31 protein-coding genes are annotated in these 22,894 nt (G+C 37.3%); 6 read left to right on the forward strand and 25 right to left on the reverse strand.

Going from position 1 to position 22,894, the window contains the following annotated elements; translation table 11 throughout:
• Nucleotides 1-262: 262 nt before the first annotated feature.
• A complete protein-coding gene (locus tag ACFOW1_RS06790) occupies nt 263-1,213 on the reverse strand; it encodes an NAD-dependent epimerase/dehydratase family protein (protein ID WP_379013121.1) in 951 nt (316 codons plus the stop codon).
• 91 nt (nt 1,214-1,304) lie between these two features.
• Nucleotides 1,305-2,279: an MBL fold metallo-hydrolase gene (locus ACFOW1_RS06795; protein ID WP_379013122.1), complete on the reverse strand. Its 975-nt coding sequence runs from the start codon at nt 2,277-2,279 to the stop codon at nt 1,305-1,307.
• Between the two features lie 127 nt (nt 2,280-2,406).
• On the opposite strand from ACFOW1_RS06795, the gene kdsA reads away from it, so the two are divergent.
• Nucleotides 2,407-3,231, forward strand: coding sequence for a 3-deoxy-8-phosphooctulonate synthase (kdsA, locus tag ACFOW1_RS06800; RefSeq protein ID WP_379013124.1), 825 nt, complete (start codon nt 2,407-2,409; stop codon nt 3,229-3,231).
• Nucleotides 3,232-3,285: 54 nt separating this feature from the next.
• Here the strand turns inward: kdsA and map are convergent, their stop codons facing one another.
• The 23 genes from map to rpsJ form a co-directional block, all read right to left on the reverse strand.
• Nucleotides 3,286-4,116 (reverse strand): type I methionyl aminopeptidase, encoded by an 831-nt coding sequence (map, locus tag ACFOW1_RS06805; protein WP_379013126.1) that lies wholly within the window; start codon nt 4,114-4,116, stop codon nt 3,286-3,288.
• A 123-nt stretch (nt 4,117-4,239) separates the two neighbouring features.
• On the reverse strand, nt 4,240-5,595 hold the full coding sequence (gene secY, locus ACFOW1_RS06810; RefSeq protein WP_379013127.1) for a preprotein translocase subunit SecY: 1,356 nt from the start codon (nt 5,593-5,595) through the stop codon (nt 4,240-4,242).
• 82 nt (nt 5,596-5,677) lie between these two features.
• Complete coding sequence (gene rplO, locus ACFOW1_RS06815) at nt 5,678-6,127, reverse strand: 50S ribosomal protein L15 (protein ID WP_379013129.1); 450 nt, start codon at nt 6,125-6,127, stop codon at nt 5,678-5,680.
• A 49-nt stretch (nt 6,128-6,176) separates the two neighbouring features.
• On the reverse strand, nt 6,177-6,359 hold the full coding sequence (rpmD, locus tag ACFOW1_RS06820) for a 50S ribosomal protein L30 (RefSeq protein WP_379013130.1): 183 nt from the start codon (nt 6,357-6,359) through the stop codon (nt 6,177-6,179).
• A gap of 71 nt (nt 6,360-6,430) precedes the next feature.
• On the reverse strand, nt 6,431-6,952 hold the full coding sequence (rpsE, locus tag ACFOW1_RS06825) for a 30S ribosomal protein S5 (RefSeq protein ID WP_379013131.1): 522 nt from the start codon (nt 6,950-6,952) through the stop codon (nt 6,431-6,433).
• Between the two features lie 30 nt (nt 6,953-6,982).
• On the reverse strand, nt 6,983-7,336 hold the full coding sequence (gene rplR / locus ACFOW1_RS06830; protein WP_379013133.1) for a 50S ribosomal protein L18: 354 nt from the start codon (nt 7,334-7,336) through the stop codon (nt 6,983-6,985).
• Nucleotides 7,337-7,385: 49 nt separating this feature from the next.
• Nucleotides 7,386-7,940: a 50S ribosomal protein L6 gene (gene rplF / locus ACFOW1_RS06835; RefSeq protein WP_379013135.1), complete on the reverse strand. Its 555-nt coding sequence runs from the start codon at nt 7,938-7,940 to the stop codon at nt 7,386-7,388.
• Between the two features lie 78 nt (nt 7,941-8,018).
• Complete coding sequence (gene rpsH, locus ACFOW1_RS06840) at nt 8,019-8,417, reverse strand: 30S ribosomal protein S8 (protein ID WP_379013136.1); 399 nt, start codon at nt 8,415-8,417, stop codon at nt 8,019-8,021.
• Between the two features lie 64 nt (nt 8,418-8,481).
• Nucleotides 8,482-8,751, reverse strand: coding sequence for a 30S ribosomal protein S14 (rpsN, locus tag ACFOW1_RS06845; protein WP_379013137.1), 270 nt, complete (start codon nt 8,749-8,751; stop codon nt 8,482-8,484).
• A gap of 6 nt (nt 8,752-8,757) precedes the next feature.
• On the reverse strand, nt 8,758-9,330 hold the full coding sequence (rplE, locus tag ACFOW1_RS06850) for a 50S ribosomal protein L5 (RefSeq protein ID WP_379013138.1): 573 nt from the start codon (nt 9,328-9,330) through the stop codon (nt 8,758-8,760).
• A complete protein-coding gene (gene rplX, locus ACFOW1_RS06855) occupies nt 9,330-9,668 on the reverse strand; it encodes a 50S ribosomal protein L24 (protein ID WP_379013139.1) in 339 nt (112 codons plus the stop codon). The genes rplE and rplX overlap by 1 nt, the downstream gene beginning before the upstream one ends.
• A 116-nt stretch (nt 9,669-9,784) precedes the next feature.
• A complete protein-coding gene (gene rplN, locus ACFOW1_RS06860) occupies nt 9,785-10,153 on the reverse strand; it encodes a 50S ribosomal protein L14 (RefSeq protein ID WP_379013141.1) in 369 nt (122 codons plus the stop codon).
• Nucleotides 10,154-10,253: 100 nt separating this feature from the next.
• Nucleotides 10,254-10,520, reverse strand: coding sequence for a 30S ribosomal protein S17 (gene rpsQ, locus ACFOW1_RS06865; RefSeq protein WP_379013142.1), 267 nt, complete (start codon nt 10,518-10,520; stop codon nt 10,254-10,256).
• A gap of 13 nt (nt 10,521-10,533) precedes the next feature.
• Nucleotides 10,534-10,740 (reverse strand): 50S ribosomal protein L29, encoded by a 207-nt coding sequence (gene rpmC / locus ACFOW1_RS06870; RefSeq protein ID WP_379013144.1) that lies wholly within the window; start codon nt 10,738-10,740, stop codon nt 10,534-10,536.
• Nucleotides 10,741-10,759: 19 nt separating this feature from the next.
• The gene (rplP, locus tag ACFOW1_RS06875) at nt 10,760-11,179 is read right to left on the reverse strand and encodes a 50S ribosomal protein L16 (RefSeq protein WP_379013145.1); all 420 of its coding nucleotides are present in this window, start codon (nt 11,177-11,179) and stop codon (nt 10,760-10,762) included.
• A 45-nt stretch (nt 11,180-11,224) separates the two neighbouring features.
• Nucleotides 11,225-12,019, reverse strand: coding sequence for a 30S ribosomal protein S3 (rpsC, locus tag ACFOW1_RS06880; RefSeq protein ID WP_379013146.1), 795 nt, complete (start codon nt 12,017-12,019; stop codon nt 11,225-11,227).
• Between the two features lie 13 nt (nt 12,020-12,032).
• A complete protein-coding gene (rplV, locus tag ACFOW1_RS06885; protein WP_379013147.1) occupies nt 12,033-12,377 on the reverse strand; it encodes a 50S ribosomal protein L22 in 345 nt (114 codons plus the stop codon).
• Between the two features lie 50 nt (nt 12,378-12,427).
• Nucleotides 12,428-12,697, reverse strand: coding sequence for a 30S ribosomal protein S19 (gene rpsS, locus ACFOW1_RS06890; protein ID WP_379013148.1), 270 nt, complete (start codon nt 12,695-12,697; stop codon nt 12,428-12,430).
• A gap of 56 nt (nt 12,698-12,753) precedes the next feature.
• Nucleotides 12,754-13,593, reverse strand: a complete 840-nt coding sequence (gene rplB / locus ACFOW1_RS06895) for a 50S ribosomal protein L2 (protein ID WP_379013150.1) — start codon at nt 13,591-13,593, stop codon at nt 12,754-12,756.
• A 46-nt stretch (nt 13,594-13,639) separates the two neighbouring features.
• Entirely contained in the window at nt 13,640-13,939 is a 300-nt protein-coding gene (rplW, locus tag ACFOW1_RS06900; protein WP_379013151.1) for a 50S ribosomal protein L23, read from the reverse strand.
• Between the two features lie 25 nt (nt 13,940-13,964).
• Nucleotides 13,965-14,603 (reverse strand): 50S ribosomal protein L4, encoded by a 639-nt coding sequence (gene rplD, locus ACFOW1_RS06905; RefSeq protein WP_379013152.1) that lies wholly within the window; start codon nt 14,601-14,603, stop codon nt 13,965-13,967.
• 22 nt (nt 14,604-14,625) lie between these two features.
• Nucleotides 14,626-15,243, reverse strand: coding sequence for a 50S ribosomal protein L3 (gene rplC / locus ACFOW1_RS06910; protein WP_379013154.1), 618 nt, complete (start codon nt 15,241-15,243; stop codon nt 14,626-14,628).
• Between the two features lie 279 nt (nt 15,244-15,522).
• Nucleotides 15,523-15,828: a 30S ribosomal protein S10 gene (gene rpsJ, locus ACFOW1_RS06915; RefSeq protein WP_026770720.1), complete on the reverse strand. Its 306-nt coding sequence runs from the start codon at nt 15,826-15,828 to the stop codon at nt 15,523-15,525.
• 166 nt (nt 15,829-15,994) lie between these two features.
• Between rpsJ and ACFOW1_RS06920 the strand changes: the two genes are divergently transcribed.
• From ACFOW1_RS06920 to hsdR, 5 genes are all read left to right on the forward strand, one after another.
• Nucleotides 15,995-17,005 carry a glycoside hydrolase family 5 protein gene (locus ACFOW1_RS06920; RefSeq protein ID WP_379013156.1) on the forward strand — a complete coding sequence of 337 codons (1,011 nt, stop codon included), beginning with the start codon at nt 15,995-15,997 and terminating at the stop codon, nt 17,003-17,005.
• Between the two features lie 148 nt (nt 17,006-17,153).
• Nucleotides 17,154-18,656 (forward strand): tetratricopeptide repeat protein, encoded by a 1,503-nt coding sequence (locus tag ACFOW1_RS06925; protein ID WP_379013158.1) that lies wholly within the window; start codon nt 17,154-17,156, stop codon nt 18,654-18,656.
• A 234-nt stretch (nt 18,657-18,890) separates the two neighbouring features.
• The gene (locus ACFOW1_RS06930; protein ID WP_379013159.1) at nt 18,891-19,577 is read left to right on the forward strand and encodes a hypothetical protein; all 687 of its coding nucleotides are present in this window, start codon (nt 18,891-18,893) and stop codon (nt 19,575-19,577) included.
• Nucleotides 19,567-20,337 carry a DUF3307 domain-containing protein gene (locus ACFOW1_RS06935; protein ID WP_379013161.1) on the forward strand — a complete coding sequence of 257 codons (771 nt, stop codon included), beginning with the start codon at nt 19,567-19,569 and terminating at the stop codon, nt 20,335-20,337. Before ACFOW1_RS06930 ends, ACFOW1_RS06935 begins: the two co-directional genes overlap by 11 nt.
• Nucleotides 20,338-20,507: 170 nt before the next feature.
• Nucleotides 20,508-22,880, forward strand: coding sequence for an EcoAI/FtnUII family type I restriction enzme subunit R (gene hsdR / locus ACFOW1_RS06940; RefSeq protein WP_379013162.1), 2,373 nt, complete (start codon nt 20,508-20,510; stop codon nt 22,878-22,880).
• Nucleotides 22,881-22,894: the final 14 nt, after the last annotated feature.

Consider the following 22,894-nt stretch of genomic DNA (forward strand, 5'->3'; position numbering starts at 1 on the left):
CACATATTATCTCAACTCCTAAAGAACTTCTCACCTTTTATCCAAGCGGGGTGCAAATATAGAACGCTTTTGCAAACCAACAAATGTATTTGCGCTTTTATTGAAAAAAAAGTTACCCGATAATTAACCAATATAGCTGAGAGTATTGCTACGAGTACATTCTAAGCTTTGATAAAAGTTGAAGATAGTTCTACAGTTGCAGTGTGCGACGCCTATGCAGTACAATAGTATTACTACAGATTGTAACATTAAAGAACGAACATTAAAGCGACAGTTTTAGATTATCTAGCATTTCTATAGTTAATTTTTGCAAATTAAAAGCTGGCTGCCAGCCCCAATCATTTCTTGCAACGGTATCATCGATGCTCTGAGGCCAACTGTCTGCTATATTTTGTCTGCTATCAGGCTTGTAGCTGATGGTAAAGTCTGGAATATGTGTTTGTATTTCGGCAGCAATTTCTTTAGGTGAAAAACTTACGCCGGCAACATTGTAGGATGTACGTACTGAAATGTTATCTGCTGGTGCTTCCATTAAATTAATGGTTGCATTGATGGCGTCGGTCATATACATCATTGGCAGGTAGGTATTTTCGCTAAGGAAGCATTGGTAAGTTTTGTTTTCGATGGCTTCGTTAAAAATTTCTACAGCATAATCGGTAGTGCCGCCACCTGGTGCTGACTTATAACTTATAAGGCCCGGATAACGCAAGCTACGCACATCGAGACCAAAGCGCTGGTAATAATAATTACACCAAAATTCGCCAGCATACTTACTGATGCCGTACACCGTTATAGGCTCTATAACAGTTTGTTGTGGGCAGTTTTGCTTAGGACTTGTAGGACCAAAAACAGCGATAGAAGAGGGCCAATACACCTTTTTAAGGTTTTCTTCTCTAGCAATATCTAATACATTAAGCAATCCCTGCATATTAAGATTCCACGCTAGTGTCGGATTTTTTTCGCCCGTGGCCGAAAGTATGGCTGCTAAAAGATAAATCTGTGTGATGTTTTGACGGATGACTTGCACATGTAGCATCTCTTTATTCATCACATCAATACTTACATACGGGCCCGTGCCTTTTAGGAGTTCGTTCTCTTCACGCAAATCACTAGCAATAACATTGTTATTACCATAAATTTTTCGTAGTGCCAAGGTTAGTTCTACACCTATTTGACCACTTGCGCCAATCACCAATATTTTATCTTTTGCCATTGTGAAATGTTTCGTTTAGTAATTTACAAAGATGTTCGATGTTATTGTTACAAAAAAGAGAAATTGATGAGAGGAAGAGGTGTAATCATTATTACATCCCAATTACTAAACCTTGATCAGCAGCTTTGAAACCCTTTAGCAATAAGTCTTGACGCTCTTTTGATTTTGAATTTAATAATGGATTGGTATGGTTGAAATGAATAAAATAAATTTTAGCCTTATCCTTCTGTGGTAAGTTACTAAACAAAGCCAAACTTTCGGCAACAAAAGGATGTGGAATCTCTTTCATGTCTCTATCAGGCAATTCACCATTGGCGTAAAACGTACCATCAATTAAGGCAATATCTACTTTCGCGATTTCGGCAATAATACTTTTGTCGCATTTTTCCCATTTATCTATATCTGGAATAAACAATACTTTTTTGCGGCTAGTAGCAATAACAAAACCCACTGTTTCAGAGTATTCATCGCGGTGCGGTACTAATATTGGTGTAACAGATATAGAAGCAGTAAGAGCAATGGTTTCATCAGCTTGCATTTTTTGTAAATGAATATTATTGAGCGCTACTAACTGGCTCCAAGGACCGTTATTTTGTAAATACGTTTGCAACCTTGGCATGGTAAATACTGAAATATTTTTTGCACCCAAAGCTTCTCTGCCCAATTGCATTAGCCCTGTATAATGACCAATATGTGCATGGGTTATAAAAATACCAGCAGGCTGAAAACTTGTTGATTTAGTGGTATAATGTTGTACAAATTGCAATTCCTCAGAGATATCTGGTGTTGCTTCAAACAGCCAATATTGATTGGTTGTATTATCTACCAAAGCAAGACTAGTAACTAGTTTTTTTGTTTGTTGATGCTGCCAATAAGCTTTGCAACAATCTTTGGTACAGCCTATTTGTGGATAACCGGCATCTTGTACATTACCTAATACAACTAGAAAAATAGCTGGGCTATTGTTGGGAGTTTTTATGTTTTGTGCCAATGTTTTGTAAGTAATCATAATACTTACAAAAACAAAAAAATGGCATAACCTAAAGCGCTTTAAAGAAATAATCATGGTAATAAACTAATGATGCTAAAATACACTGGCAATACAATGAAAAGCCTTGGTGTGTTTTGTAAAATAATACCAAACAAATGCATTTGCCTAATTTCGCACCATTCTACATTTAAAAATACTAAGAATGATACCATCTTATTTGTCTAATTTATTTGAAAAACAATCATACAATCCTGATAACTTTTTTTTAATAGCAGGCCCATGTGTGGTAGAGGGTGAAGAATTGGTAATGGAAATAGCGGATAAAGTGTCTAAAATTTGCCGTAGGCTAGAAATACCTTATGTATTTAAAGCGAGTTATCGTAAAGCCAACCGCACAAATGCAGCCTCATTCACAGGTTTGGGCGATAGCGTTGGCCTTGATTTGATAAAGAAAGTAGGCGATACTTTTCAATTGCCAACCACTTCTGATATCCATGCCCATGAAGAAGCTGCCGAAGCTGCGAAATACATAGATATTTTACAAATACCTGCCTTTTTATGCAGACAAACGGACTTATTGATCGCTGCTGCTGAAACTGGCAAAATAGTAAACGTGAAAAAAGGGCAATTTTTAAATGGCCCTTCTATGAAGTTTGCGGTTGAAAAAATTCAAAAAGCTGGTAACAACAAAGTGATGCTTACAGAAAGAGGCAACTTTTTTGGTTACCAAGATTTGGTAGTTGACTATAGAAACATCCCTTGGATGAGCGAACATGGGGTGCCCGTAATCATGGATTGTACACACAGTTTACAACAACCTAATCAAACAAGTGGCGTTACTGGTGGTAATCCTAATTTGATTACAACCATTGCCAAAGCTGCTATTGCAACAGGTGCAGATGGTTTATTTATAGAAACACATCCCAACCCGGCTGTAGCCCTAAGTGATGGTGCCAATATGTTGCACTTGAGTAAACTAGAAAATCTGCTAGAACAATTAGTAAGAGTCAGAAAAGCAGTTATCTAATATGTGCCTGCTTTACTAACAAAGGACTTTCTGTAACAGAAAGTCCTTTGTTCCTTAAAATGATATAACAGCTGAAGGTGTTAAATTTGGATTAGCTTGCTCAGCGGCTTCAATAATAGTATAATCCGATAATATAAGTGCTTTGCCACGTTTCACACACACATCATGTTCAAAATGGACTGATGGCAAACCATCTTTTGTTTTAACTGTCCAGCCATCACTATCGGTGAACACATCTTTTTTACCCATATTAATCATTGGCTCTATTGCCAGTACTAAATTTTCTTTCAATTTCATACCAGTGCCACGCATACCGAAGTTTGGTACATTGGGATCTTCGTGTAAGTTTTTGCCAAGCCCATGCCCTACAAGCTCTCTTACCACACCATATTTGTGTTTTCTTTCAGTATGTTCTTGGATGGCAAAAGCAATGTCACCAATACGGTTATTAACAATAGCTTTTTCAATGCCTTTATAGAGACTTTCTTTGGTAATATTTACTAGTTTCATTGTGTCTGCACTTGCTTCGCCTATAACAAAAGTATAAGCATGATCACCATGCCAACCATTTAAAATAACGCCCATATCGATAGACACAATATCGCCATCCTTTAATGCAATATCATTAGGAAAACCATGAACCACTACATCGTTAACACTTGCACAAATATGATGTGGGTAGCCTCTGTAATTGTAAAATGAAGGAATAGCGCTATTATCTTTTACAAACTCTGCACATAGCTTATCAATTTGCAAAGTGGTAACGCCCGGCTTTAACATTTTAGCTACTTCAGTAAGTGTTTTACTCACCAATGTAGCGGCCTTTTTCATAAACTCTACTTCTGCCTCTGTTTTATAATACACCAAATTTTTAGAAAAACTCATTATATATCGCTTGAAATGATTTATAAAAACGCAGCTAATTTTAAAAAAGTAAAAAATGCGCCAAAATAAAAACCTGTCAGGATAGCCCAACAGGTTTAATACTATTTAAATAAAATATAAAAATTAGATAGTTGTTGTAGGCATACTGCTAGAAACTTGTCTACCTTGTACACGACCACTACTCATTAAACCATCATATTGACGCATCAATAAATATGTTTCAATTTGTTGTAAGGTATCTAATACCACACCTACCATGATTAGCAAACTCGTACCACCGAAAAAGGTACTAAAGCCCTGTGTTACACCTAAACGTTGTGCAAAGCCTGGTAAAATACCTACTGCTGCTAAGAAAATAGCACCTGGTAAGGTAATTTTATCCATAATCGCACCAATATAATCTGCAGTTGGTTCCCCTGGTTTTACACCAGGAACAAAACCATTATTACGTTTTAAATCTTCAGCAATTTGTTTAGGATTAAAGATTAATGCCGTGTATAAGAAGGTAAAACCAATTACCATTACTGAGTAAATAATCATGTACCAAACATTACTATGATCACTGAATATTTTCACTAAGCCTTTAGCTGAATCAAGATTAGTAAAAGACACCAAAGTTGGTAAAAACATAATCGCTTGCGCAAAAATGATTGGCATAACACCAGCACTATTCACTTTCACTGGTAAAAATTGTCTTGCACCACCAAATTGGCGATTACCAATAATTTGTTTGGCATAATTAACTGGTATTTTACGAACCCCTTGTACTAGGATAATTAATCCCATGATAATGGCTACTAAGATGGCAACCTCTATCAAGAAAATCAATAAACCACCGCCAGCTTTTTCACTCTTTGCAGTAAACTCTTGCAAAACCGATTGTGGTAAACGAGCCAAGATACCAACCATGATAATGATAGAAGTACCGTTACCTAAACCTTTATCTTGTATTTTTTCACCTAACCACATTACAAATAAAGTACCAGCAGTTAACGTGATTATTGTAGAAACAGTGAAGAAACTAGCATAAGCAGGAATCAAAGCTTCTGCATAACCCGGACTTTTCAAATAAGCAATATAGGCACCTGCTTGAAACATGGTTACAATGATGGTTAGATACCTTGTCCACTGATTGATTTTCTTACGTCCACTTTCACCTTCCTTTTGAACTTTTTGTAATTGAGGTACCAAAATAGTCATCAACTGCATAAAAATAGAAGCTGAGATATATGGCATAATACCAAGCGCCAATATAGAGGCTTGAGAAAAACCACCACCAGCAAAAGTATCAAACAGACTAAGTAAGCCATTACTCTTAGAATTTGCCTTAGCAGCTTCTAACAAAGTAGGATCAATGCCTGGCAATACAATGTGATTACCTAAACGGTAAACGAATACAAAAGCTAAGGTTACGATGATTTTACTACGCAGTTCCTCAATCGTCCAAATGTTTTTAAGCGTGTCTATGAATTTTTTCACGTTAGTTCTTGAGTTAAAAGTTAATTCCCTAAAACCAAAAAAGACGCATCGTTGATGGATGCGTCTGGCAAATTACGTTAAATTACTTTACAATTTCAACGCTGCCACCAGCAGCCTCAATGGCCTCCTTAGCTTTGGCACTTAATGCGTTTACTTTAAAAGTAAGATTTGATTTTAATTCACCTGTACCCAAAATTTTAACTTTGTCAGTTTTACCAATCAAACCGTTGATATACAACTGTTCAACAGAAAATTCAGGGAAGGCATATTTTTCTTGTAATGTTTCAATTTGACCTAAATTGAAAACTACAAATTCAATTTTATTATTGTTTTTGAAACCGCGCTTGGGGATACGACGTTGAATCGGCATCTGACCACCTTCAAAGGCATTTTTACGTTGGTAACCAGCACGTTGTTGGCTACCTTTATTACCTTGTGTTGAAGTACCACCCTTACCACTTGCCTCACCACGACCAATTCTCTTTTCTTTATGTACTGAACCTTCTGCAGGTTTTAGCGTATGTAATTTCATAATAACTGATTTTGTACTTACGGGGTATCACCCCTCGCTTGTTATATAATTATGCTAATTCTTCAACCTTAACTAGGTGGCTAACTTTATTAACCATACCTAATATTTGAGGAGTAGCTTCTACTTCTTTAGTAGCATTAATTTTTCTAAGGCCTAGAGCAATTAGTGTTTGCTTTTGGCGCTCAGATCTATCGATACCGCTTTTAACCTGTGTGATTTTAATCTTTGCCATAACCTTAGTTATTTGGTCGGTTGTCAAATATAGGATAGTTACTACACTAAACCAATTTGCGCTTGACTTATTTATCCGTTAAATACTTTACTTAATTTGATACCACGTGTTTTTGATACTTGCACTGGTTCACGTAATAATTTCAATGCTTCGATGGTTGCTTTAACCACATTATGCGGATTAGCTGACCCTAAACTCTTAGCAAGAACGTCAGTAATACCTGCACTTTCTAAAACGGCACGCATACTACCACCCGCAATTACACCCGCACCATGCGCAGCTGGTTTAATTAAAACCTTAGCAGCACCAGATTTTGCCAATTGTTCGTGAGGGATTGTACCATGCATAACAGGTACTTTCACCAAATTTTTCTTTGCATCATCAATACCTTTAGCAATTGCTTCTTGTACTTCTTTTGCCTTACCTAAACCCTGGCCAACCACACCATTGTCGTTACCAACAACTACAAGCGCAGAGAAACTGAAAGTACGACCACCTTTTGTTGTTTTAACAACACGGTTGATAGCAACTACCTTTTCTTTTAGTTCCACATCAGCACCTGCTTTTATTTTAGAATCAAGTATTTTAGACATTTATCTAAATATTATTTGTTATAATAGAAATTAAAATTGTAAACCTCCTTCTCTAGCACCGTCCGCTACAGCTTTGATACGACCATGATAAAGATTACCACCTCTATCAAATACGCAAGCAGCTATACCTAATTCTTTTGCTTTTAGGGCAATTGAAGCACCAACAAGTTTAGACTTTTCAGTCTTATTAACTTTTTGTGCCACAATATCCTTTTCTCTTGAAGAAGATGCAGCCAATGTTACAGCTTTCTCATCATCAATCAGTTGTGCATAGATTTCAGCATTACTTCTGAATACAGACAAACGTGGCTTTAAAGCCGTACCAGACACCTTTTTACGAATACGGAATCTGATTTTTTGTCTTTGTTCTAATTTAGTGTTCATTGTCTTCTATTTACATCCTCCGATTCTGCCGGAAGTTTATTAGTTATAATTATTTACCAGCTGCTTTACCCGCTTTTCTTCTTAATACTTCACCCACATATTTAACACCCTTACCTTTATATGGCTCTGGCTTACGTAAGCTTCTCAATTTAGCAGCAACTTGACCAATTAATTGTTTATCGCTACCTTCTAAAGATATAATGGGGTTTTTACCTTTTTCAGTAACAGTGTTTACTTTCAACTCTTTAGGCACTTCAAAAATGATATTGTGAGAATACCCAAGCGCTAAGTCTAATGTATTACCAGCGTTAGAAGCTTTGTAACCAACACCCACAAGTTCAAGATCTTTTTTGAAACCTTCAGTGACACCAATAACAAGATTATGCACTAAAGAACGGTACAAACCATGCATAGCACGGTGACGAATTTGATCTGTAGGACGTGTAATGATTAATTCATTACCTACAACCTCAGCCTTAATATCTCTGTCTAATGTTTCAGACAAAGTGGCTTTAGGGCCTTTAACTGTAACCACATTGTCCTTTCCCACTGTGATGGTAACACCATTTGGAATGGCTACCGGTTTTTTACCTATACGAGACATAGTCGTTTTAAATTAAGTATTAGAAAATAGTTCGTGTTCAGCCCCGACTAAAAGGCTTATATTATCGAACAAATACAATTAGCTGATATAACAAAGTACTTCACCACCAACATTCAAGGCTTTCGCTTGCTTATCGGTAATCACACCTTTTGATGTACTAATAATAGCAACCCCTAATCCGTTGATTACTCTTTTAATCTCAGCAGGTTTAGCATATTGACGCAAACCCGGGCGACTAACTCTTTCTAAAGAGCGGATAGCTGCTTGTTTGGTTGTAGGATCATATTTCAAGGCAATTTTGATTAAACCTTGCTTTGAATCATCCTCAAACTTGTATTTTAAAATGTAACCTTGCTCATATAAAATTTCAGTCAAACGCTTCTTTAGGTTAGAAGCTGGAATTTCAACTATTCTATGACCAGCCATTTGAGCATTACGAATCCTTGTTAAAAAGTCTGCTATAGGATCAGTTACCATGTTTATATAAATTAAATCTTGTTGTAAAAAATATTTGCTTAGTTCCCTAAAGGGCTTGAGCAGATTACCAACTCGCTTTCTTAACGCCAGGTATCAAACCGTTTAAAGCCATATCACGGAAGATCACACGTGAAATACCAAAGTATCTCATATAACCTTTAGGACGACCTGTCAATTGGCAACGGTTTTTTAATCTTACAGGTGAAGCGTTTTTTGGTAGTAAATCTAATGCTGCATAATCACCAGCTTCTTTTAAAGCGGCGCGTTTTTCAGCAAATTTCGCTACTATCTTTTCGCGTTTTCTTTGTCTGGCTTTTATTGACTCTTTTGCCATATTATTTTAGTTGTCTTTTTTAATATTTTTAAACGGCATACCCAATTCTTTTAGTAACTCGTAAGCTTCTTCGTTAGTAGTAGCTGTGGTTACAAAAGTGATATCTAAACCAGTAATTTTATTTACTTTATCAATATCAATTTCAGGGAAAATGATTTGTTCAGTTACACCTAATGTATAGTTACCTCTACCGTCAAAAGCTTTATCGCTAATACCTTTGAAATCACGCACACGTGGTAAAGCAACAGAAACTAATCTGTCTAAGAATTCATACATTTTCTCACCACGTAAGGTTACTCTAGCACCAATTGGCATACCTCTACGTAATTTGAAATTAGAGATATCTTTTTTAGAATATGTAGGAACAGATTTCTGACCAGTGATAGTGTTAAGTTCTTCTACAGCGATGTCCACTAATTTTTTATCAGTAACAGCACCGTTAACACCACGGTTAACACAAATTTTTTGCAACTTAGGAGCTTGCATTACAGTTTTGTAATCAAACTTCTTCATCAAAGCAGGAATAACTTCTTTAGTATATTTATCTGCTAATCTCGGAGTATATTTTACTGTGCTCATTATTTAATTACCTCCCCTGATTTTTTAGCTATACGAACTAATTTACCGTTTTCTCTTGTGCGTGTTACTTTAGTAGCAGAACCAGTTTTAGCATCCCACAACATCACATTTGAAATGCTGATAGAAGCTTCTACTTTTACAATGCCACCTTTCGTGTTTTGAGCCGTAGGCTTAGTATGTTTAGTAGCAATAGCAACACCTTCAACAACCACTCTACCTTTATCTACTATCACTTCTAAAACCTTGCGAGGCTTTTTCAAATCTTTATCATCACCAGCAATGACAACTACGTTGTCGCCTTTCTTGATGTTAAATTTGGGTTTAAATCTTGTACTCATTTTTATTACCCTTTTGTCTTTTCTGCCATTGACAGATAAATATTTTTGTTATCAGCTAAGAATCTATGCGCTACGATCGTTGCGTCGCACATTGGAACTGTTCATCTTCGGTTCTACTAAAGAACCTCTGGTGCCAGAGAAATAATTTTCATGTAACCTTTATCACGCAGTTCACGTGCAACTGGGCCAAAGATACGTGTACCACGAGGATCATCAGCATTGTTTAACAATACCACCGCATTGTCATCAAAACGGATATAAGAACCATCTTTTCTACGTAACTTATTTTTTGTACGAACGATAACTGCTTTTGACACAGTACCCTTTTTAATGCCACCTGCAGGTATCGCTGCCTTTACGGTAACAACAATTTTATCGCCAATTTTAGCATAGTCTTGACCACTATTACCAAGTACTTTAATACAAAGTACCTCTTTGGCACCACTATTATCAGCTACATTTAATCTACTTTCTTGCTGGATCATTTTCTTAAGCTTTTCACCGCTAGCACTTGCTATTGGTTATTAACACAATTTATATTCAGAGGCTAAGGCTAAATCAATCAGCACGTAGCTTGATAAAATATTATTTCGCTTTCTCAATTACTTCCACAAGTCTCCAACGCTTAGTTTTACTAAGTGGACGAGTTTCCATAATTTTTACAACGTCACCAATTGTACACTCATTTTTTTCGTCATGAGCGTGGAATTTGGTAGTTTTCTTTACGAACTTACCATAAATAGGGTGTTTCACTTTTCTTTCAACTGCAACAGTGATGGTTTTAGTCATCTTATTGCTGGTAACTGTACCAACCCTTGTTTTACGCAAATTTCTTACAACCGTAGTCTCCATGTTATCTGGTTTATTAAGCCAAAGCTCTTTTTGTTAATTCCGTTTTTAGACGGGCAATATCTCTTCTCAAACCACGAATGCTTACTGGATTTTCAAGAGGAGAAATTGCATGCGCAAATTCTAATTTCTTTAAACGTAAGCTATCTTCTTGAATGCGTGCTTTTAAATCAGCCTCACTCAGGTTTCTTAGTTCTTTATTAAATTCTACTTTCTTAACCATTATCATTAGGTTTTTAAAATTAAGCTTGCAAATCTCTTCTTACGACAAATTTGGTAGCTATTGGTAATTTTTGTGCTGCTAAACCCATTGCTTCTTTAGCAATAGCTTCGGTTACACCGTCGCACTCGAATATGATACGACCTGGTTCTACTACAGCAGCCCAATATTCTGGATTACCTTTACCTTTACCCATACGCACCTCTGCAGGCTTGTTTGTGATAATTTTATCAGGGAAAACACGTATCCAAACATTTCCTTCTCTCTTCATCGCACGTGTCATACTTTGACGGGCAGCTTCAATCTGACGACTGGTTAACCAAATTGGTTCTAATGCTTTAAGTGCAAAAGATCCAAAGGCGATATAAGTACCACGTTTAGCAACTTCACGAATGCGTCCCTTTTGTTGCTTCCTATGTTTGCTTCTTTTCGGCTGTAACATTTATTTCAATTTGAAAATTCGATAATTGATTGACTAATTGGAAAATTAGTTTCTTCTTGGACCACGGTTTTCACCACCTCTTCTATCACCACCACCTTGACGACCACCTTCTCTTCTATCACCACCTTGTCTTCTGTCACCGCCACGATCTTCTCTGCGCTCGCTCATATCATTCTTGCCTCCTACAAAGTTCGGGTTAAGTTCTCTTTTACCTAAAACCTCACCTTTACAGATCCAAACTTTGATACCAATTTTACCATAAACAGTTTGGGCGAAAACACTTGCATAATCGATATCCATACGGAAAGTATGCAATGGTGTACGACCTTGTTTAATCTCTTCGGAACGTGCAATTTCAGCACCGCCTAAACGGCCACTTACTCTTACTTTAATACCTTCTGCACCCATGCGTAAAGTAGAGGCAATAGCCATCTTGATAGCACGTTTGAAGTTGATACGATTTTCGATCTGACGAGCAATTGTATCACCTACAATTGTAGCATCTAATTCCGGGCGACGAATCTCTAAGATATTGATTTGAACATCATCTTTCTTAGTCAATTTCTTCAATTCTTCTTTAATGCGATCTACTTCGCCACCACCTTTACCGATGATGATACCTGGCTTACTTGTATGGATTGTAACAATTAGTTTACCTAAAGTACGCTCAATAACAATTCTAGCGATACCACCTTTACTGATACGAGCAGTTAAGTAAGTACGAATTTTATTATCTTCAACTAATTTAACTGAGTAATCTTTCTTGTTGGCATACCAGTTACTTTCCCATCCACGGATGATACCTAACCTGTTACCAATCGGATTTGCTTTCTGACCCATATTATGGTTTCAATTAATTTTTTGAATCTACAATTATTGTTACATGGTTGCTACGCTTGCGGATTTTATAACCACGACCTTGTGGTGCTGGACGCATACGTTTGATAACGCGACCACCATCTACAAAAATCGTTTTTAAAATCAGATTACTGTCAGCTGCACTTGTACCATTATTCTTTTGCTCCCAGTTGCTGATAGCACTCTTTAACAATTTTGCTAAAGGCACTGCATTGTGCTGAGGGTGAAATTCTAATATAGCCAAGGCTTTTTCCACTTCCATACCACGAACCACATCAGCTAACAAACGCATCTTACGTGGGCCTGTGGGATAGTTATTTAATTTAGCTATTGCTTCCATTTTATTTTGATTTGAAATTTGAGACTTTCTATCTCAAATTAGAAACTAATTTATTTTTTTGAACCAGCGTGACCTCTAAAGTTTCTTGTTGGTGAAAACTCGCCTAATTTATGACCTACCATGAACTCGGTTACATAAACTGGAATGAATTTGTTGCCATTATGAACTGCGAAAGTGTGGCCTACGAAATCTGGAGTAATAGTGCTTCTACGGCTCCAAGTTTTAATTACGCCTTTCTTTCCTTTGCCTTCATTTATGTTCAATACTTTTACCTCTAGGTTAGCATCTACATAAGGACCTTTTTTAATCGAACGACCCATATTTGTGTATTTATTTGTTTATTCTCTTGTATTACAAGATATTTTAACAATGAAAATTACTTACTTAATTTCTTACCGTCTCTACGTTGGATGATTAATTTATCACTACCCTTACCTCTTGTTCTAGTTTTCTCACCTTTAGCGTATTTACCAGTTCTGCTACGTGGGTGACCACCAGAAGCTCTACCTTCACCACCACCCATCGGGTGATCAACTGGGTTCATCGCAACACCTCTTGTTCTTGGCGTTCTACCTTTCCAGCGGTTTACACCAGCTTTACCAGCTTGTTCCAAGCTATGATCACTATTAGAAACAACACCAATAGTCGCGTAACAGTTAATCAATAATTTTCTTAACTCGCCACTAGGCATTTTAATAACCGCGTATTTTTCTTCCTTATTGGCTAACTGAGCAGAAGTACCTGCACTTCTTACCAATTTACCACCTTGACCTGGCTGCATTTCAATGTTGTGAATCATAGTACCTAAAGGCATATTCTTCATTGGTAATGCATTACCAATTTCTGGTGCAGAATCGTTACCAGAAATCACTTTTGCACCTACTTGCAAACCTTGCGGCGCCAATATGTATCTTTTCTCACCATCAGCATAATGCAATAAGGCAATAAATGCAGTACGATTTGGATCGTATTCAATAGTAGCTACTGTTGCTTCAACATCAAACTTATTACGTTTGAAATCTATAATACGATAATGTTTTTTGTGACCACCACCAATGTATCTCATTGAACGGCGACCTTGTGCATTACGACCACCTGATTTTTTTACAGGCTCTAACAAACTCTTCTCAGGTTTATTAGTAGTGATTTCAGCATAAGCATTACCAATTCTCCAGCGCGTACCGGCGGTCATTGGTTTGTATTTCTTTAATGCCATTTTCTTAAAACTTTTATTACGAACTTATCAGCTTCGTTTACTATAATTAAATGTTTGCGTATAAATCTATTGTCTCACCTTCAGCAACAGTTACAAAAGCTTTCTTGTAAGAAGGTTTTACACCTTGTACAAGACCAGTTTTGGTTTGGCGGCTTTTATTTTTACCAGGCACTACCGATGTGTTTACATCTGTTACAGTTACACCGTAAAAAGTTTCAACTGCTGTTTTAATTTCCAATTTGTTAGCCTTACGGTTTACTTTAAAAGCATATCTGCGCAACGAATCTTGCTGAGCGTTTGCTTTTTCAGTTAAAATAGGCTTTATCAATACATCTGTAAGTATCATTGTATAAATATTGAAACGTTTTCGATTAAGCTTCTGCAGCTACTTCATTGTCTACAAAAATGTTTGCTGTACTTTCAGTAATTACTAATACATCAGCATTCATAATTTCGTAAGTATTGATATCTGCTAATAAAGTACTTGTAACATTTGGTACGTTACGAGTGCTTAAATAAACATTATCATTATATTCAGGAAGAACGATGATAGATTTTTTGTCAGCAACATTTAAACCTTTCAATACGTCAACCAATTGTTTTGTTTTTGGTGTTTCCATCGCTAAATCTTCTACTACCAAGATAGCAGCATCTTTCGCTTTGTAGCTAAGTGCCGAGATTTTCGCTAGGTCTTTCACTTTACGATTCAATTTGAAATCGTATTTGTGTGGTTTTGGACCAAAAATAGTACCACCACCTTTGTACAAAGGGTTACGAATATTACCCTTACGAGCACCACCCGTACCTTTTTGTTTGTGAAGTTTACGGCTTGCACCTTGTACTTCTGCACGCGTTTTAACTTTGTGCGTACCTGCACGACGAGCAGCTAAATATTGCTTTACAGCTAAATAAATAACGTGATCGTTTGGTTCAACACCAAATACTTCATCTGGTAATTCAACCGTTCTGCCGGTTTTTTGTCCTTGTATATTTAAAACATCTACTTGCATTGTTTTTCAAAATTAAAAGTGATTACTTCTGGATTAAAACGATTGAGCCGTTGTGGCCAGGAACTGAACCACTAATAAGAATGTAATTTTTCTCAGCGAAAATCTTTACAACTTTCAAGCCTTTCATTTTAACTCTGTCTCCACCCATGCGGCCAGCCATTCTCATACCTTTAAATACACGTGAAGGATAAGAAGAACCACCTACAGAACCTGGCGCTCTTGAGCGGTCATGCTGACCGTGCGTTGCTTCACCAACACCAGAGAAACCATGACGTTTTACAACACCTTGGAAACCTTTACCTTTTGTAGTGCCTACAACTTCTACTTCGTCACCTTCTGAGAAGATGTCTAAAGTGATTGTTTCGCCCAGATTTTTTTCTATTGAGTAATTGCGAAATTCTTTTACAAATTTCTTAGGAGCAGTTTGTGCTTTTGCGTAGTGATTAAGCTCGGCTTTTGTAGTGTGTTTCTCTTTCTTGTCGCCTAGAGCTAGTTGAAGTGCAGTATAACCGTCGTTATCTACAGTTTTTACCTGTGTAACGGTGTTTGGTGCCGCTTCTATGATGGTACAGGCAATTTGCTTGCCGTCTGTACCAAAGATGCTTGTCATCCCGATTTTTTTACCAATAATACCTTTCATCGTGTTTGCGGTTTATGCCCCGCTTCGGTATATAGGACATTCTGGTGATGAAACCAAAATTCAATCCCTGTTTGCTATCGACCTTTTCCAGTGTTTTCAAATCGCTTTAGCGAATAAGAAGAGGAAGTACCGACAGTAAACAAACCTCGAAGGGCCTGTTTATATGTTAATCCAATCTTTTTAGATTAGAATTGTATCTTACTCAGAGCTCTTTTTTTCTTGTTACAGAATTGAGAGATGAAACATTTTTTAAGAACTAGTTTCCTTTTCAGGAATTTGTTAAGCTTTAATCTCAACTTCAACACCAGAAGGCAAATCCAATTTACTCAAAGCATCTACAGTTCTAGAAGAAGATGTGTAAATGTCTAATAAGCGCTTGTGAGTAGCCAACTGAAACTGCTCGCGGCTTTTTTTGTTTACGTGTGGTGAACGTAACACAGTAAAAATCCTTTTGTGTGTAGGCAAAGGAATTGGACCTGTTACAACAGCACCTGTACTGCGAACTGTTTTCACGATTTTCTCAGCAGATTTATCTACTAAGTTGTGATCGTATGATTGTAATTTAATTCTGATTCTTTGAGACATAGCCTAAATCCCATTATTTCGATTTGGGGTTGCAAAAGTAAGGGGATATTTTCAACACACAAACAATATTGTGAATTATTTTTTCTAAAATTGAAAAAAAGTCTGTTTTTCCACAAAATTGGGGTAAAACAGTCGTATTCTTCCATTGTTTTCGTTTATTTACTTTATGAAAAATTGCTTCCTATCTATCCTATTTGCAATCCTTGCTTTTGTCGCTACTTCCAAAACCGCTGCCCAAAGCCTTCCCTTTAAATTAGGTATTAATCTTTGTGGTGCCGAGTTTGGGTTTCAAAATTTACCAGGCACCATTAATAAAGATTATGTATATCCTTCCGAAAGCGATATCCAATATTTTGCAAAAAAAGGCTTTAAAGTGGTTGCCCTCCCTTTTAGATGGGAAAGAATTCAACATGAACTAAATGGTGAACTAGACGATAATGAACTGTCTGAAATGAAAAATTTTCTGGTAAAATGTAGCCGATACAACTTACAAGTATCGCTTACCATGCAAAATTTTGCTAGCTATACCAAAGGCGATAAAACACTTACGCTTGGCTCTTCTAAGTTAAAATTTGACTATTATAAAGATGTATGGAAAAAAATTGCGACTGCTTTAAGTAGCTATAACGTATATGGCTATGATATTATGAATGAACCAAGAAATATTTTTGGCAAAAACTGGTTTAAAGCGGCGCAACACGCTATTGATGGTATTAGAGAAGTAGATAACAACGCATATATCATTATAGATGGCGAAAACAGTTCGTTTAGTTACGACTGGAAATACGATAACAACAAGTTGAGAAAGCTCAACGACCCAGTCGATAAAATTGTATTTGATGCACACTGCTATTTCGATTACAACCATTCTGGCAATTACGATGGTAAACTTGAGCGTAAAATAACACCAACGATGGGCGTTGAAAAAGTAAAACCATTTGTCGATTGGCTGAAGAAATATAATAAAAAAGGTATTATTGGCGAGTTTGGCGTACCGGGCAACGATAACAGGTGGCTAGAAGTAATGGATAATTTCCTAGCCTTTATTTACCAAAATGGGATTCCTGCCAATTATTGGGCTGCGGGCGCTTGGTGGAACGATTACCCACTGTCAGTTCACCCGCAAAATGGCTACGATAAACCACAAATGGCTATATTAGAAAAATATTTGCACTAATAGTATTATTACTTTTTAGTAGCAATACTAAATAGAAGGTGTACGACGTTTTTATACAACTCCATAATGCATTTTAATCCTTTAATCATCTTATTAAGCTAGTAACTACATGAAGAGGCTAATTGTCTATTGTTTTTTCTGTATTACAATGCCACATATATATGGGCAAAATAGCAATACCATTACACAGAAAGACCATCGCTTAGACAAACATTATAAACCTACTAGCCTTGAGGAAGCCCACGCTATTTGCCTACTAAAAGCAAAAAATGGTGATGCGAAAGCCATGTATGATGCAGGCGTACATTACCGCTTTGGTATGGGTACTGCGATAGATTTAACCCGTGCATTTGAGTTTATACTTCGCGCAGCCGATAATGGCAACCAAGATGCGTTGTACATGCTTGGTGAAATGTATAAAGATGGCATTGGCATTAAACAAGATTATACCACCGCTTTTGCTATCTTCTCAAAAAAAGCGTTGCGTAGCGATTATCGCGCTAATGCAACACTTGCCTATATGCTGTACAAAGGCTTGGGTTGCAAACAAAACTATGCAGCTGCTTACAATTTATTTGTAACCGAAGCAGAAAATGGTAATACCAGCTGTATGTATTATGTAGGTTTATGCTTAAAAAATGGCTACGGTACAACTCAAAATATAAAAGAAGCGAACAAATGGCTTAAAAAAAGTGCCGACAAAGGCGATAAACAAAGCATCAGTGAGCTTGCAGAGAAAGAACCTGAAAACAAATGGCCTGCTACACATTACGATAAAAATTCGTTCATTAAAAGTTATAACAAGTACCAAACCATTGAACATCGTTTAAATCTAGATAGTCTAGATAGTATTGATGGTAACTATAGCGGTATATTATATAAATACGATTGGAGTGGTAACTACGTTATTGAGCAAAACGCTGTAAAACTGAACCTCGCACACACAGAAGCTGGCCTACAAGGCACTTTACAAGAAGATGGTGAAACATTTGCTCTAAAAGCAACAATTGGTGCCGATGGCTTACGATTTACCAATAGCATTTATAGAAAAATAGATAGATACAGTGGGGGTAAGCCTGAAGAATGGGAAATTACGGGTGCACAGTTGCAGCGCATACAAGAGCGAGATAGTATCTATATAGTAGGTAATATATCCATGTATTCTAACGATAGACGTGAACCAAGTAAGCCTTATTTGCTAAAAATAACGTATGCAATACCAAAAGACACCAGTAAACAGGTAGTAGATACTGGTAAACTAGCCAAACAACCTCAAATTACGCCCACGCAAGCCAACTTCACCAAACGACCAACAGAGAAAGTGGCGAGATATACGGTACAAGGCGATTCGGTAGAAATACGCTTATTTGATGATGGTGTAATAGATGGCGATGAAGTGAGCATCATATATAATAACGAGAAAATTGCGAGTAAGGTGGCTTTAAAAGCATCACCATACATTATTAAAATACCAATAATTAAGGGGCAAATAAATCGATTTACCATATTTGCCGACAATCTTGGTAAAATTCCACCAGCCACCGCTTTTTTAAGAATTGTGTACGATAAAAAAGAAGCCGCCCTATATATAAGCTCCGATTTTAGTAAAAGCGATAGTATAGAATTTGTAAGTAGCAGTGATCATTTGTAATCAAAGCCTACCAAAACCAATCAGTTTTTTGGTAATCTTATATTTTTAAAAATACATCTGACTTAAAAATTAAACTCTTTTTAGGCATTAACACAAATAGTCCTCGCTCTTTACCTCTTGCCTTCTTCATAATCCCCCATGCTTATAATACCCAATTATAAGTTTTCAAGGTTATAATGCTACATTATAAGTTTCAAGGCTTATATTTGCACTTATAACAATACCTTTACCACTATGTACGGCATTATTACTGGAGATATTATTAACTCAAGACGCATAGATGCAAAGGCGAGAGAATACTTGTACGCAGCGCTTCAACAGTTTTTAAAAACCTTGCAGGTAGAAGGTTGGCTGAAAAAAGTAGAGCAAACGGGTGGCGATAGCTTTCAGTGTGAAGTGGTAGATGTAAAGCAGGTGCTGCGCATCGCTTTAATGATTAAATGTTTTGTAAAAGCCAATACCATTACTGCTCCTAGTAGCAAGCAAGCCGATGCAACAAAAAAGACACTGCCTGCCACCGCTAATGCAGGTGTAAGAATAGCTGCAAGTATTGGTGGGGTAGATTTTATGAAAAAGAAACTATCCGCCTCAGATGGTGAAGCTTTTATACTAGCAAGCGAGGCTTTGGCTACCCTAAAAACCACTTATAGCGAGCTTGCGTTACTTACGAGCCAACCTTTGCTAAATGCTAGCCTTGCATCCACCATTGTACTATTAGATGCGCTTGCGCAAAAATACTTTGGCCGACAGGCTGCCGTCATTCTACAAAAACTACAATTTAAGAAAGAAGAAGAGGTAGCCACTATCATGGGTATTAGCCAGCCGGGTGTAAACCAAGCGGCTAAAAGTGCCCAATGGTATGCTGTAGAAATTGCCTTAAAATATATTGAAGACCAAATAACCCTTGCTTATGCCTGTTAAACAATGGTTTACTCAAGCCGATGGCACACTACTACTATGGCTATTGCTAGCCCATATAGTTACAGACTTTATACTACAAACCGATGCGATGGTAAAAAGCAAACAAGCACAGCAGGCCAAAGCCCCTTTGCTATACCTGCATGGTGCTATTGCTGCGCTTACGCTATGGCTAGCAAGTGGCTTGCTACTACCATGGTGGCTAGCCCTACTAGCAGGGGTGCTACACCTAGTGGTAGATTATCTAAAAATTCAGCTAGATAAGCACCGCAGCTTTGCCGCTTTTATTATAGATCAGCTAGTGCATATAGCCGTTGTGATATGCTTATGGCTCTACCTTATACATAAGTGGCCCCTGCTGTTCACGGTATTGCAGCAGCTAGCGCTTGACTATACTACCGTGCTTGTACTACTCGGTTATGTGTTTGTAATATGGCCTAGTGCCATTATTGTACGCCTGGCCATTAAAGCCCTATTGCCCAATAGACTATTACCACCTACTAACAACAACCTGATAGCCACCGTAACCGACGATGCCGAAAAAGCAGGTAGGTATATTGGTATATTCGAGCGTTGCATGATTTTTAGTCTAGTACTGCTGAACCAATATGGGGCTATTGGCTTTTTAATAGCGAGTAAAGCACTAATACGCATGAACAGTAAAAAGCAAACCGAGTATGTATTGCTTGGCAGCTTGCTTAGCTATGCTTTGGCAATAGGTACGGGCTTGTGTATTCATTGGGTGAGGAGCGTAGCCCCCTAACCCCCTTAGGGAGGAAGTTGTAACTAAAGGAGTAAATAAGGTTTTCGAAAAGGGTATACAAGGTATGAGACAAATCAATTTTCCCAATACGATAGCTTAACGGATAAAAGTATTTCACATATCTTCATTGCCTCTTATTTCAATAGTATTCGTTTACAGTCTAGCTACTTATGAATAAAAAACTGTTATCAGAACGAGACATCTGCACTAAGTTTATTACGCCTGCTCTTGAAAGTGCTGGTTGGGATAAGCAATTGCAAATACTTGAGGAGGTTTCTTTTACTGATGGCAAAATATATGTACGAGGTAAAATAACTGCTAGGGGTGCCAAAAAAAGAGCAGATTATATTCTCTACTACAAGCCCAATATTCCTATTGCTATTATTGAGGCTAAAGACAATAATCATTCTGTAAGAGCGGGTATACAACAAGGTTTAGACTATGATAGAATACTAGATATACCTTGTGTATTTAGTAGCAATGGCGATGGCTTTTTATTTCACGACAGAACAGCTAGCGATAGCAATATTGAAACCGAAATAGCCTTAGACGAATTTCCCTCACCTGAACGACTTTGGGAAATTTATAAGAAGTACAAAAGTATTGCGACACCTGAAGCAGAGAAGATTGCTGCACAAGCTTATTTTTTTGACGGCACTAATCGCAAACCTAGGTACTACCAACAAATTGCCGTTAATAGAACAGTAGAAGCCATTGCCAATGGGCAGAACCGCATTTTATTGGTGATGGCTACTGGTACAGGTAAAACCTATACTGCCTTTCAAATTATACATAGACTTTGGAAAAGTGGCGCTAAAAAGCGCATTCTTTTTCTTGCAGATAGAAATGCCTTAATAGACCAAACAAGGCGTGGTGACTTTAAGTATTTTAAAGATAAAATGACGGTAGTAAAGCATCGCCAAATTGATAAAAGCTTTGAAATTTATTTGGCCTTGTACCAAGGACTTTCGGGTGCAGATGAAGCAGCTAATGCTTATAAGCAGTTTACTAAAGACTTCTTCGACTTAATTGTGATAGATGAGTGCCACCGTGGTAGTGCAAAAGACGATAGCAATTGGCGAGAGATTTTGAAATATTTTAGCAATGCTACGCATATTGGTTTAACGGCTACACCTAAAGAAACCAACGAAGCAAGCAATACCGAATATTTTGGTGAACCTGTTTATACCTATTCATTACGCCAAGGTATTGATGATGGTTTCTTAGCCCCATATCGAGTTATTAGAATAGCCCTAAACATTGATGCAGAAGGTTGGCGACCTGAACAGGGCAAAACAGATAAAAAAGGTAACGAAGTAGAAGACCGCATCTACAACCGTAAAGACTTTGATAAAAACCTTGTAATTGATGAAAGAACAGACACTGTTGCGCTAAAGCTTACAGAGTTTTTAAAAGGCTACGACCGCTTTGCCAAAACCATTGTGTTTTGTGTAGATATTGACCATGCAGAAAGAATGCGTACCGCTCTAGCCAAGCTAAATGCAGATGTAGTTGCAGAGAATTACAAGTACATCATGCAAATAAAAGGCGATAATGATGAGGGCAAAAGAGAACTAGACAACTTTATTAATCCCGAAGAAAAATACCCTGTAATTGCTACCACAAGCGAGTTAATGACCACAGGTGTAGATGCGCAAACTTGTAAGGTTATAGTGTTAGATTCTAACATTAATTCCATGACCAAGTTTAAGCAAATTATAGGGCGTGGTACACGCATTAATGAGGAATACGATAAACGCTACTTTACCATTCTTGACTTTAGAAATGCCACCGATTTATTTGCTGACCCTGCTTTTGATGGTGACCCAATAAGAATTAAACCTGTATCTGAAGATACCGACCTGACAAATATTATTGAAGAGGAAGAAAACGAACAAAACGAACCCATTATTGATATAGAAACAGGTGAGGAAATAATTTTAGACCCACCACTTACGCCACCCACTATACCGCCAGGTGGTCCATTTACGCCACCACCACCTCGTGAAAAAGTGTATGTAAATGGTGTAGATGTATCGGTTTTAATTAGCCGAGAATTACATTTCGATAATCAAGGCAGACCCATAACCACTAGTTTAAAAGACCATACCAAAGCCATCATAAAAGGCCAGTACGCTTCTTTATCAGTGTTTTTAAATAAATGGCAAAGCACTGATAGAAAAGAAGCCATTATTGCTGAACTAGCCGAACAAGGCATTTTGGTAGAGGCGTTGTACGAGGCAGTAGATAAGCAGGTAGATTTGTTTGATTTAATTTGCCACATTGCTTACGACCAGCCACCGCTTACCCGAAAAGAAAGAGCCGACAATGTAAAAAAACGCAACTACTTTACTAAGTATGGCGAACAAGCAAAGCAAGTGCTTGAAGCCTTGCTAGACAAATACGCAGATGAGGGCATTGAGAATATTGAGAACATTAAAATATTAACGGTGCCACCATTAAACGAATTTGGTTCTGCCACAGAAATTATCAAATCATTTGGTAGCCGTGAGGCTTATAATAATGCCATAAAAGAATTATAAAACGAATTGTATAA

This window comes from Parasediminibacterium paludis (assembly GCF_042651445.1).
Lineage (GTDB): Bacteria > Bacteroidota > Bacteroidia > Chitinophagales > Chitinophagaceae > Parasediminibacterium > Parasediminibacterium paludis.